Source organism: Pseudomonas oryziphila, assembly GCF_003940825.1.
GTDB classification, from domain to species: domain Bacteria; phylum Pseudomonadota; class Gammaproteobacteria; order Pseudomonadales; family Pseudomonadaceae; genus Aquipseudomonas; species Aquipseudomonas sichuanensis.
In genome coordinates this window covers 2994929-3007214 of record NZ_CP034338.1, presented here as the reverse complement: position 1 = coordinate 3007214, position 12286 = coordinate 2994929, and the positions used below count along the sequence as shown (strand labels likewise).

At 66.1% G+C, this 12286-nt stretch carries 10 protein-coding genes and 1 pseudogene; 2 read left to right on the top strand and 9 right to left on the bottom strand.

The genetic code is table 11. The features are described 5' to 3' along the window. Positions 1-25: 25 nt before the first annotated feature. Positions 26-592: pseudogene (locus EJA05_RS13925) on the top strand (metallophosphoesterase); the annotation flags it as partial. 106 nt (positions 593-698) lie between these two features. Here EJA05_RS13925 and EJA05_RS13920 read toward each other — a convergent pair. Then, entirely contained in the window at positions 699-1319 is a 621-nt protein-coding gene (locus tag EJA05_RS13920; RefSeq protein WP_190306066.1) for a LysE family translocator, read from the bottom strand. Between the two features lie 62 nt (positions 1320-1381). After that, positions 1382-2197: a helix-turn-helix transcriptional regulator gene (locus tag EJA05_RS13915; protein ID WP_125858687.1), complete on the bottom strand. Its 816-nt coding sequence runs from the start codon at positions 2195-2197 to the stop codon at positions 1382-1384. A gap of 193 nt (positions 2198-2390) precedes the next feature. On the opposite strand from EJA05_RS13915, the gene EJA05_RS13910 reads away from it, so the two are divergent. Further along, positions 2391-3014: a LysE family translocator gene (locus tag EJA05_RS13910; RefSeq protein WP_125464150.1), complete on the top strand. Its 624-nt coding sequence runs from the start codon at positions 2391-2393 to the stop codon at positions 3012-3014. Here the strand turns inward: EJA05_RS13910 and EJA05_RS13905 are convergent. From EJA05_RS13905 to EJA05_RS13875, 7 genes are all read right to left on the bottom strand, one after another. Next, complete coding sequence (locus EJA05_RS13905) at positions 3011-5443, bottom strand: autotransporter family protein (RefSeq protein ID WP_125858686.1); 2433 nt, start codon at positions 5441-5443, stop codon at positions 3011-3013. The genes EJA05_RS13910 and EJA05_RS13905 overlap by 4 nt on opposite strands. Before the next feature lie 131 nt (positions 5444-5574). Then, positions 5575-5850, bottom strand: coding sequence for a peptidylprolyl isomerase (locus EJA05_RS13900; protein ID WP_110994954.1), 276 nt, complete (start codon positions 5848-5850; stop codon positions 5575-5577). Between the two features lie 36 nt (positions 5851-5886). Further along, positions 5887-7845, bottom strand: coding sequence for an acetoacetate--CoA ligase (locus EJA05_RS13895; protein ID WP_125858685.1), 1959 nt, complete (start codon positions 7843-7845; stop codon positions 5887-5889). A gap of 76 nt (positions 7846-7921) precedes the next feature. Further along, positions 7922-8401 carry a serine protease inhibitor ecotin gene (gene eco / locus EJA05_RS13890; protein WP_125858684.1) on the bottom strand — a complete coding sequence of 160 codons (480 nt, stop codon included), beginning with the start codon at positions 8399-8401 and terminating at the stop codon, positions 7922-7924. Positions 8402-8456: 55 nt separating this feature from the next. Further along, positions 8457-9227 (bottom strand): 3-hydroxybutyrate dehydrogenase, encoded by a 771-nt coding sequence (hbdH, locus tag EJA05_RS13885; RefSeq protein WP_125858683.1) that lies wholly within the window; start codon positions 9225-9227, stop codon positions 8457-8459. 10 nt (positions 9228-9237) lie between these two features. Further along, complete coding sequence (locus tag EJA05_RS13880; RefSeq protein WP_125858682.1) at positions 9238-10629, bottom strand: GntP family permease; 1392 nt, start codon at positions 10627-10629, stop codon at positions 9238-9240. 250 nt (positions 10630-10879) lie between these two features. Then, positions 10880-12268, bottom strand: coding sequence for a sigma-54 interaction domain-containing protein (locus tag EJA05_RS13875; RefSeq protein WP_125858681.1), 1389 nt, complete (start codon positions 12266-12268; stop codon positions 10880-10882). Positions 12269-12286: the final 18 nt, after the last annotated feature.

Sequence of the window (12286 nt, the reverse complement as noted above, 5' to 3'; positions counted from 1 at the left end):
GAGGCCGTAGCAGAGGAACGATGCAATGAGCCGCTTCAGGCGGATAGCCGTCAACACCCGCGGGCGCGACCTGGCCGTGGGGGATATCCACGGGCACTTCCAGCGCTTGCAACAGTGCCTGGATGGCGTGGGCTTCAACCCGGCGGTCGACCGCCTGTTCAGTGTCGGCGACCTGGTCGACCGCGGGCCGCACAGTGCGCAGGCACTCGACTGGCTGAGCCAGCCCTGGTTCCACGCGGTGCAGGGCAACCACGAAAGCCTGGCGATCAATCACCTGCGCGGTGGCCGGCTTGACCTGGACATGTACCGCGCGGCGGGCGGTGGCTGGTTCCTCGACTTGCCAGAGGATCAGCAGCGGCCTTTTGTCGATGCCTTCCTTGAAATGCCTATCGCCCTGGAAGTGCAGAGCCATGACGGACCGATCGGCCTGCTGCACGCCGACAGCCCCTTCGCGCACTGGGATGATTTACGCGCGAGCCTGTTGGATGACGACGATCCGCGCATACGTGAAGTGTGCCAATGGTCACGGCGGCGCCTGAAGGAAGGCGACGATGCCAGGGTCGAAGGGCTGCGCGCGCTGCTGGTCGGGCATACGCCGGTGCTCAAGGTCAAGGTGCTGGGCAATGTCTGGCACCTGGATACCGGCGGTTGGAGCAGTGGCTGCTTCAGCTTGCTGGACCTCGCCACGCTTGAGGTGGTCAGCCCCACGCCAGATGAACCAGCACACCGACGGCAAGGGCCATCAGCATCACCCCAGAGGCCCGCTCCAGCCAGGGCAGGGCTTGGGCAAAGCGGCGCAGTACCCGACGATTGCCAATAGCCAGCGCCACCAGCAGGTCCCAGGCCAGCACCGCAGTGAACATCCAGCCGGCGTACAGCCCTTTCAGCACGACGCTGCTGCTGCCGATCATGCTCGCCAGGCTGGCGTAGAACAGCGCGTTCTTCGGGTTGAGGATGCCTGAGGCGAAGCCCATACCCAAACTGCCCAGCCAACCCCTGGCCGCCTGCCCGGTGGTGGTTGCGGCAGGTGTCAAACTGCTGTGCCCGGCATGGCGCAAGAACAAAACACCGATGTACAGCAGGTAGGCGCAACCGGCCAGTTGCAGGGCCACGAATATCGCGCTGCCCGCGTGCAGCACCGCCACCCCGGCGAACGCTGCGCCGATGAACACGCCGTTGGCCAGGGCGATGCCCAGGCAGGCGCCACTGGCTACCCGCCAACCTGCGTTGGCCGAGGTGCGGGCCACCAGGAAAAAGTCCGGGCCAGGCGAGAGCAGGGCAAGAAAATGGGCGGTGGCGACGAGCAGGAACTGTTCCATCAAGCGGGTTTCCGTGTGGGAAAACCACAGTCTGTGCAGGTGCCGGCCGGGCGTATTGAAGATTATTGCAAGCCGCCGCGGTAGGCCCCGGGCGTCACCCCGGCGTGGGCCTTGAACACCCGCTGGAAGTGGCTCTGGTCGGCGAACCCCAGCCGATAGGCGACCTCCGCCAGCGCACAGCCCTGGCGCAGCAGTAACCGCGCCTGGTTGACCCGGGCATTGAGCAGGTAGCTGTGCGGGGTCATCCCGGTGGCCGCGGCGAACGCGCGGATCAGTTGATAGCGACCCAGCCCGGCCTGCCGGGCCAGGCGGTCGAGGCTGAGTTCGGCCAAACCCTGCTCGTCGAGGCAGGCGACCAGCTCACCCAGCATCGAAGGGGCCAGCGCCGGAGCCGGTGGCAAGGTGGGCAGGGTGCTGAAGTCATGGTCACCGATGAATGCCACCAGCGCCGCTTCCTTCTCCAGTGGCGAAACCTTCGAGAACAGCAGGTCGTTCAACGCGCAGAACTGCCGGTACAGCGCTGGCGAGCGGGTGATGCGCGCCGGCGCCAGCGGCTCACCTGCCGCCACACCGGACTCCAGGCGCAGGCAGCGCAGCCAGTCGGCGTCCAGGTGCAGCATCTGGTAGCTCCAGGCCTTGCCGGGTTCGGGGTTGCAGGCATGCACCCGTTGCGCCGGCACCAGCACCAGAGTGCCGGGCGTCAGCCGCACCACACCTTGGCCGGCGCCGGTGAAGTGGCTGTAGCCGACATCCACCGCGCCGATGGAGAAGCTCGGGTGGCTGTGTGCTTTGTAACAGGCGCGGCTATGGCAGGCGCGACGGCTTTCGACGAAGGGCAGCGCCGGGTCATGCCAGATTTCACTGCGGGGGAAGGGCATGGCAGGGCACCTGGTTGTCACATGGAAGCAACTGTCTTGCGCAGCTTTTCTGTAGGAGCGGGCGTGCAAGTTCATTGTGTGGGAGCAGGCAGTCTACTCACTGCTGACTGTTCCGGCCATTCGCCGTATCACTGTGCTTGACGTGCGGGCAGGCCGGGCGCGACCCTGCTGCGGTCCTTGAAGGAGAACAAGAATGGACCTGTCGAGCCTGCTGCTGTTTATCCCCGCCTGTTTCGCCCTGAACATGGCGCCGGGGCCCAACAACCTGTTGTCTCTGCACAATGCCAGCCGCTATGGCCTGCGCATTGCCTGCGTGGCCGGGGCCGGCCGGCTGCTGGCGTTCAGCGGCATGATCGCGCTGGCGGCCATGGGCCTGGCGGTGGTGCTGCATACCAGTGAATACCTGTTCCTGGCGATCAAGGTGCTCGGCGCCGGTTACCTGTTCTATATCGCCTGGCAGCTTTGGCGCGCGCCGGTGGGCGAGGCGCGGGTGGCGGGCGAGCAGCCGCATGGCACCTGGAAGCTGGCGCGCCAGGAGTTTTGGGTGGCTGCCGGCAATCCTAAGGCGATTCTTATCTTCACCGCCTTCCTGCCGCAGTTCGTGACGGTGGGCGGCAACATGCCGGTCAGCGAGCAGTTCCTGCAGCTGGGTGTGCTGTTCCTGCTGCTTGAGTGGGCGGCCATCGCCATCTATGCCGGGCTCGGCGCTTACCTGCAGCGCTGGTTCGAACGCCCAGGGCCACGGCGCGTGTTCAACCGGGTCAGTGCTTCGCTGCTGGGTTGCGCGGGGCTTGGGTTGCTGGCGGCGCGGCGTTAGAACTGCCAGCGCAGGCCCAGGTTCACACCGCTGGCCTGCTGCTGGCGGCTGTCCAGGTTGGTGCTGTATTGCAGGCCTGCATGCAGGCTCAGCGCCGAACCCAGGCGTGCCGCCAGCCCGCCTTCGAGTTGTAGCGCGGTGTAGCGGTAGTCGGTGTCTATGCGGTCCACGCCGTTGAAGGTCAAGGTGTCGGCGCCGCCGTCGGCATGCCACAGGCTGACCTGGGCAAAGGGCTGCAGCAGCACCTTCTCGGTGGCAGGAAACATCCCCTCCAGGCGCAAGCCAAGGCGCCCGAGCCATTCCACCTGGGCGTCATGGCTGACCCGCGACGCCCGGTCGCGGGCGCTGTCCAGGCTCACCCGCTGGGCGATCAGCTGAGCTTGGGGCTCCAGGGTCCACTGCGCGGTCAGCGCCAAGGGGTAGCCGCCTTCTAGTGAGGCGGCCCAGGCGTGGCCATCGAGGTCGAGACTGTCGCCACGGTCGGAGCGGGCACGGCCATCGAAGTGGGTGTACTGCAGCACCACGTCCACATAGCCCTGGGCCGGCCCCACCCAGGTCAAGTAGGCGCCCAGGCTGTTGCCCTGCAGTTCAAGGTTGCCCACCGGGCTGTCTTCGCGGCCCAGGGCGAAACCGCGGACATCGCCGTCCAGGCGAGCATGGCCCAGGTACAGGCCGGCGTGCTGGCGGTGGCCGTCGTCCGTGGCCCGGGCATAGAGGTCCTGGCCCACCTTGAAGCCGTAAAGGTCAGCGTCCAGGGTCGGGCTCACAGTGCCGCTCCATTGCTGGCGAAGGGCGCTGCCGTAGGCCTGGCCCCAGCTCGCAGGCGGCGTGGCCGCGGCGTCGAGCCACCGCTGATCACCCTGGCGCTGATGGAAGGTGCCCAGGGCCTGGCGCACGATGATCGCGGCGCCGCGCGGTGCGGCTGCGTAAACCGCCACTTCCGGGCGGTACAGGGGGATGACCCGCCCGGCCACCGGGGCGGGCAACTCGGCCTGGCCAGGGGCGGGCGCGGCTACCGGCGGCGTGCTTAGCGGCTCCACGCCAGGCGCCGGGGCGGGGGGCGCGACCAGGGTCGAGCGCAGGTACCAGTTGTTCTCGCTGCCGGCGCTGATGCCGCCCTTGAACAGGCGATAGTCGTAGGCGCCGGCCGACAGGGTCTGGGTCTGGATGAAGGCATTGGCATTGCCGCTGGCGCCTTCGCGTGCCTCGATCACCTGGATGCCATTGCCCTGGGTGGCCGCGCCCGTGCCACCGAGGTTGCTGACCAAAAGCCCGGTCGAGCCACTGATGCCACCCTGGCTGATCACCAGCCGGTCCGAGGCGGCGCCGTCCTGGCCGAGCACGCTGTTCAGGCGCAGTACACCGTTGTCGCCGTTGTAGTCGCCGATCACCAGTAGCCGGCCTGCGCCGTCGTTGCCTGTGCTCAAGTCAATCGTGCCGGCGTTGTTCAGCCCCACGCGCTGGCTGCTGGCGAAGGCCGAGACCGTGCCTTGGCGCGAGGCCAGGGTGCTGCCGGCAGCAATTTGCAGGGTACCGGTGGCACTGCCGGCATCCCCGAGCAGCAGCGTGTCGTCGAGCTCGAGGCGGCTGCCGTCGGCAAGCTCGATCCGCTCCCAGTTGAGGTAGCGGGCGCCACCTTTGGCCTGGCTGGCGAGCAAGGTCAAGGTATCGCTGCCATTGCCGCCGTCGAGCGGGATGACCAGGGCGTCACTGGCCAGTCCCTGGAGCTGCGCCGTGTCGTTGCCAGGCCCCATGTCCACCCGCGTGCCGATCCGCCCGCCGGTCCAGCTGAACCGGTCGTTGCCGGTGCTCATCAGCACGCTGCCCGCAATCTGGCCGCCGTGGATCAGCACCTGGTCATCGCCCCCGCTGACGCTGATATTGCCGCCCACGCTGCCGCCGAAAACCTCCACATGGTCCTTGTCGAAGCCGGTGACGATATTCCGGTCGATGCTGCCAGCGCGCAGGATGAAGGTGTTCTCGTCCAGGCGCATGTTGACATTGCCGATACGCCCGCCGTCCATCTGGGCGAAGTCACCGCTGTCGAAACTGCCCTTGATCCAGCCGCCGGTCATCTGGAAGCGGTCCAGGCCATCGCCCTGATTGAGGTCGCCCTCGATGATGCCGCCGCTCATGGTGAAGGTATCGATGCCGGCGCCCTGATTGACGTCGCCGCCGATTACGCCCGAGGCCATGTCGATGGCGTCCTGGCCGGCACCGAAGGTCACGTTGCCGCTGATGGTGCCGCTGCCGCCGGCGGGTAGCAGCAGGCTGTTGTTGCCACCGGTGTCGAGCAGCGAAGCGGCGCTGCCGCTGTCGCAGACATAGCTGTCATTGCCTGGCCCAGGGTTGAAGCTGCAGGCTGCCTGGGCCTGGGCAAGCAGCAACAGGGGCAAGGGCGCCAGTGCCAGCAACAGCCGCATGTGCATCGCCTGGGCCTCCGTTGTGCACAGAGCCCGCACGGCGCAAGCGCGATGTGCGGGATTACCCGCGATGTACTGCGTTCAGGAGGAGGGACGCAACTGGCAAAACTGTCAGGTGGCCAAGGGCCGCCATCGGCTCAGTCGCGGTAGAACGTCTGCACCAGGTGGTAGCCGAACTTGCTTTTGATCGGCCCGTGCACCACCCGCAAGGGCTTCTTGAAGATCACCTGGTCGATGGCGCCGACCAGTTGCCCGGGGCGTATTTCGCCCAGATCGCCGCCACGCTTGCCGGAAGGGCAGGTGGAGAATTTTTTCGCAAGCACGTCGAAGGCTTCGCCATTGGCGATGCGCTGCTTGAGCTTCTCGGCTTCGTCAGCGGTCTTAACCAGGATATGGCGGGCTTGGGCTTTCATGGGGATACCTGTGCTTCGGGGCGAAAAAGGCCGCCATTATGCCTGATCGCGCAGTTCAGCGCGGTCACGGAACTGCGCCAGTGCCTCGGGGTTGGCCAGGGCATCGGTGTTGTTGACAGGCAGCCCATGCACCACATTGCGGATCGCCAGTTCCACCAGCTTGCCGCTGAGGGTACGCGGGATGTCGCTCACCTGGGCGATCACCGCCGGGACGTGGCGCGGGCTGGTGTACCGGCGGATGACCTCGCGGATGTGCTGGCGCAAGGCGTCGTCCAGCTGCAGGCCATCGCGCAGGCGCACGAACAGCACCACGCGCACATCGTTGTGCCAGTCCTGGCCGATGGCCACGCATTCCAGCACCTGCTCGACCTTGTCCACTTGCCGATAGATCTCGGCCGTGCCAATGCGCACGCCACCGGGGTTGAGCACCGCATCCGAGCGGCCGTGGATCACCAGGCCGCCGCCGGCGCGCTGCTCGGCGTAATCGCCCTGGCACCAGGCCCCGTCGAACTGGCTGAAGTAGGCGTCGTGGTAGCGGCTGCCATCGTCGTCACCCCAGAACCCCAGGGGCATCGACGGGAATGCCTGGGTACACACCAGCTCGCCTTTCTCGTCGATCACCGGCTGCCTCTGCGCATTCCACACCTGCACCGCCATGCCCAGGCCGGGACCGGCGATCAGGCCACGGCGTACCGGCAGCAGCGGGTTGCCGAGAACGAAGCAGGAGACGATGTCGGTGCCGCCGGACATCGAGGCCAGGCACACATCGGCCTTGAACTTGGCATAGACGAAGTCGTAACTGTGCGGCGACAGCGCCGAGCCGGTGGACAACAGGAGCCTCAGGGTATCGAGGCGGTGGCTTTTCATCGGCTCGACACCGGCCTGCTCCAGGGTTGCGAGGTACTTGGGGCTGGTGCCGAAGGCGTGGATGCCTTCACTGTCGATCAGGTCGAGCAGCCGCTCCGGGCCCGGGTGCAAGGGCGATCCGTCATACAGCACCAGAGTGGCGCCCACCGCGAGGCCCGAGACCAGCCAGTTCCACATCATCCAGCCACAGGTGGTGTAGTAGAACAGCACGTCGTCGGCTTTCAGGTCATTGTGCAGGCCGTGCTCCTTGAGGTGTTGCAGCAGTACGCCGCCGGCCCGGTGGACGATGCACTTGGGCACACCGGTGGTGCCGCTGGAGTAGAGGATGTACAGCGGGTGATCGAAGGGCAGGGCGACGAAGGTGGGGCTGCCGCCGGGCTGGAAGAAATCATCCCACAGGGTGACCTGGGGCCCGCTGAACTCTTCGCTGCGGGTCTGCGCCCGGGTGTAGGGCACCACCAGCAGGTGTTGAAGTTGCGGCAGTTGGGCGACGACCTGGTTGATCTTGTCGACCTGGTCCACGGTTTTGCCGGCGTAGGTATAGCCCGCGCAGGCAATCAGCAGTTTCGGCGCAATCTGCCCGAAGCGGTCGATGATGCCGTGGGTACCGAACTCCGGAGAGCAACTGGACCACACCGCCCCAAGGCTGCTGGCGGCGAGCATGGCTATCAGGGTTTCCCAGGTATTGGGCATTACCGCGCCAATACGGTCGCCCGGCACGATTCCGGCCTGGCGCAAGGCCCGTTGCATCCCGGCCACCTGGGCGGCCAACTGGTTGTGGGTCAGGCTGTGGCGACTGCCGTCCTCACGCACGGCGACCACGGCGGGGCGGTCATCGCGGCGTTGCAACAGGTGTTCGGCGAAGTTCAGAGTGGCGCCGGTGAACCAGCGGGCATCGCGCAGGTGCGGGCCCTCGATCAGCACCTGGCTAGCGGGTGTATGCCAGCGCACGTGGAAGTATTCACTGAGCGCCTGCCAGAACGCTGCGCGGTGCTCGATGCTCCAGCGGTGCAAGGCGGCATAGTCGTCGAGCTGGAGGTTGAAGCGCAGGTTGACCCTGCGGCGAAAGGCCTCCATGCGGCTGGCTTCGATCTGCGAGGTGGAGGGGCGCCAGAGTATGTCGTTCATGCCGCAACCCTCGCTGCAGTGATGGCTTTGTCGTGGGGCAAGCCCGCCGCGAAAGCGGGCTTGCCGACGCTGGCGGTTACTCCACTTTAGCCGTTTGTACGTCCGGCGAGGCCGACCATACCCGGTAGCGCACTTCGACACCCTTGGGCACGTAGACCACCACCGGTAGCTTGCTGTTGTAGCGCAGCATGAAGCCTTCACCGACAACGGGTACGAAGGCGTCGGTTTTTTTGTTGTCCGGGCAGGCCATCAAGGTGCTGGCCGGGCCGCTGACCTTGTCCAGGCGGTAGTAGTTGTAGCCCCAGCCTTGCAGGGTGTGCTCTTCGAGCTTGCCGCCAAGGCGCTGGCGGTTGCAGTCCACCTTCAGCGTTTTGCCGGCGAGGATTTCCAGCTGGTAGGCCGATTCATCGGCCTGGGCCGGCAGGTGGATCACCTGCCGGGTAAAGCCTTTTTCCGCCTCGGGGTAGGGCGCGACGTCCTTCAGGCTGGCTGCCATCGCCGGGGCGGCGGCAGCCAGGGTCAGGGACAGTAACGCGGTGAGTCGAGCTTGGCGCATAAGGCCTCCTTGCAGATAAACGAATGCAAGACCGTGCCAGGCTCAACGCCCGCCCTCACTGGGCGAGCCAGCCGCCATCGACGTTCCAGGCGGCGCCGCGAACCTGGCTGCCGGCCTCGCTGCACAGGAACAATACCAGCTCACCAAGGTGACGGGGTGTGACGAAGGCCAGCGAAGGCTGTTTCTCGGCCAACAGATCGTGCTGCGCCTGCTGTGGATCGCCGCCATTGGCGGCACGCTCGTCGATCTGTTTCTGTACCAGCGGGGTCAGCACCCAGCCGGGGCAGATGGCATTGCAGGTGACGTTGCTGGTGGCGGTTTCCAGGCCGATCACCTTGGTCAGCCCGACCACACCGTGCTTGGCGGCCACATAGGCAGCCTTGCCGGTGGAACCCACCAGGCCGTGCACCGAGGCAATGTTGATGATCCGCCCCCAACCCCGCGCGCGCATGCCCGGCAGCACCAGGCGGCTGCCATGGAACACCGCCGACAGGTTCAGCGCGATGATCTTGTCCCAGGCCTCGACCGGGAACTGCTCCACCGGCGCCACGTGCTGGATGCCGGCGTTGTTGACCAGGATGTCGAGCGCACCGAACTCGCGCTCGGCGAAGGCGAACATCTGCTCGATCTGTGCCACATCGGACAGGTCGGCCGGGTGGTGGGCAACCTTCACCCCGTGCTGCCTGATTTGGGCGATGGCCGCTGCCGGGTCGCCAAAGCCGTTGAGCAGGATATTCGCGCCGGCCTCTGCCAGTACCTGGGCGATGCCCAGCCCGATACCGCTGGTGGAGCCGGTGACCAGTGCGGTCTTGCCTTTGAGCGTCATGCAGTTCTCCTTAGACGATGCCGGTGGCGTAGAACGTGGCGATGACCACGAACACGGCCAGGGTCTTGATCAGGGTAATACCGAAAATGTCCTTGTACGCTTCGCGGTGGGTCAGCCCGGTCACCGCCAGCAGGGTGATCACCGCGCCGTTGTGCGGCAGGGTGTCCATGCCGCCGCTGGCCATGGCAGCCACCCGGTGCAGCACTTCCAGCGGGATATTGGCGGCGTTGGCGGCGGCGATGAAGCTGTCGCTCATGGCCGCCAGGGCGATGCTCATGCCACCCGACGCAGAGCCGGTGATGCCGGCCAGCAGGGTCACGGTGATGGCTTCGTTGACCAGCGGGTTGGGGATCCCGCGCAGGGCGTCGGCCAGCACCAAAAAGCCCGGCAGCGATGCGATCACCGCGCCAAAACCGTATTCCGAGGCGGTGTTCATGGCCGCCAGCAGGGCACCGCCGACCGCGCTTTTAGTGCCATCGGCCAGGCGTTGGCGAATGGTGCCGAAGGCGCACACCAGCACCATCAGGATGCCCACCAGCAAGGCCGCCTGCACGGCCCAGATCGCCGTGAGCTTGGCCACGTCGCTCTGCACCGGTGCGGCCATGCCCGGCAGTTGCAGGGTATGGCTGGCGCCGTACCACTGCGGGATCCAGTGGGTGAACAGCAGGTTCATCACCCCCACCAGCAGCAACGGCGACAACGCCAGCCACGGGTTGGGCAGGCTGATGTCGTCGGCGGTCTCCGGTTCGTTGCGCAGGTTGCTGCCATAGCCTTCACCCTTGCGCTGGGCCCTGTTGCGCTGGCGTTGCAGGTAGAGCATGCCGGCGCTGAACACGAACAGCGTGCCGATCAGGCCCAGCCATGGCGCGGCCCAGGCGGTGGTGTTGAAGAAGGTGCTGGGGATGATGTTCTGGATCTGCGGGGTGCCGGGCAGGGCGTCCATGGTGAACGAGAACGCACCCAGGGCAATGGTTGCCGGGATCAGTCGCTTGGGGATGTCGCTTTGCCTGAACATCTCGGCGGCGAACGGGTACACCGCGAACACCACCACGAACAGCGACACGCCGCCGTAGGTGAGCAGGGCGCAGACCAGCACGATCACCAGCATCGCCTGGCGCGTGCCGAGCAGGCGGATGGCAGCGGCGACGATCGAGCGCGAGAACCCTGACAGCTCGATCAGTTTGCCGAACACCGCGCCCAGCAGGAACACCGGGAAATACAGCTTGATGAAGCCGACCATCTTCTCCATGAACACTCCGGTGAAGGCGGGCGCCACGGCGGCAGGGTCGGTGAGCAGCACGGCGCCAAGGGCGGCGATGGGCGCGAACAGGATCACGCTGTAACCGCGATAGGCGGCCACCATCAGCAGGGCCAGGGCAGCGAGGGCGATGAGCACGGTCATCGTGGGGGGATCTCCAACTGTTGTTTTTATGGTTGGAAATGCGGATAGCGGGAATCGTGCCAGTTTATTAAGTCATTGATTTATATGAATAAAGTTAAAGCAATTAAATCACCAGTCTCTATCTTGAGACACGGCCGCGTGGGAGCGGGCTTGCCCCGCGATGTCCCTCACAGGAAATAGCCGATTTAATGCGGCTGACGCCATCGCGGGGCAAGCCCGCTCCCGCGATCTCTGTTTTGAGATATTGGTCTCATTGTTGAGATTCTATACCCAGCGCCACCATCTTCTTGTACAAGGTAGACCGCCCCAACCCCAGAGCCCGCGCTGCCTCCGGCACATTCCAGGCGCTGCGGGCCAAGGCATCGACAATCAACCCGCGCTCGAACTGCGCGCACGCCTGGCGATAGTCCAGCACCGGCGCGGCCGTGGCCACCGGGCTCAACGGCCCCAACGCTCCGATCAAGTCCTGCACACTCAAGCGCGGCTGGTCCGCCAGCAAGGTTGCGCGTTCCAGCACGTTACGCAATTCACGAATGTTCCCCGGCCAGCCATGGCGCCCCAGCAGCGCCTGGGCCTCGGGCTCCAGCTCGTACTGGCTGCCCAGCTCGGCCAGGATCGCCTCGCACAGTGCCGGCAGGTCCTCCAGCCGCTCGCGCAACGGCGGCACCTCGATCGGCAGCACGTTCAGCCGGTAGTACAGGTCGGCACGGAATGCCCCACGGGCCATGGCCGCCTGCAGGTCGATGGAGGTGGCGGCGATGATGCGCACGTCGCTGCGCAGCATCTGGTTGGAGCCCACCGGCTCGTATTCCTTCTCTTGCAGTACCCGCAGCAGCTTGCTTTGCAGCGCCAGTGGCATGTCGCCGATTTCGTCGAGGAACAGCGTCCCGCCTTCGGCCAGTTGCAGCTTGCCGCTGCGGCCCTTGCGCTCGGCGCCGGTGAAGGCACCGGGGGCGGTGCCGAAGAACTCGGCCTCCAGCAGGGTCTCGGGGATGGCCGCGCTGTTGATGCTGACGAATGCCTTGTGCGCCCGCGCCGAGGCGGCGTGGATGGCGTGAGCCAGCAGCTCCTTGCCGGTGCCGGTTTCGCCCAGCAGCAGCACCGGCGAGTCACTGGTCGCGCCGCGCCGCCCGCGGCGCTTGGCCTCAAGGCACGCGGCGCTGCTGCCGACGAACTGGGCGAAGCTGTAGCGCGCCTGGCGCGCGCGCAGTTGCGAGCGGGTGCTGGCCAGCTCTTGCTGCATGCTCGAATAACGCTTGAGCAAGGGTGACAGGCTGCGCAACTCGTCGAACAGGGCAAAGCCGATGGCGCCGATCAGCGCGCCCTGGTCGTCGTGGATCGGCAGGCGCATCACCACCAGCGGCTCGTTGGGGGTGTCGAGCATGTCCAGCAGGATCGGCTTGCCGTTGCTCACCACCTCGCGCATCAAGCTGCCGGGGATCACCGCCTCGCAAGGCTGGCCGATGGCGCTGGCGGCGTCGGCCAGTCCGAAACGTCGGGCATAGCGCTCGTTCATCCAGACGATGCGCGCCTGGCGGTCGACGATCACCGTGCCTTCGCTGGACTGCTCGATGATCTCGAACAGCGAACGGATGGCCAGTTGGCGGACCTGGGGGTAGTCCTTGAGGTTGTCGTGCATGTTTGCAGTATCCGCTTG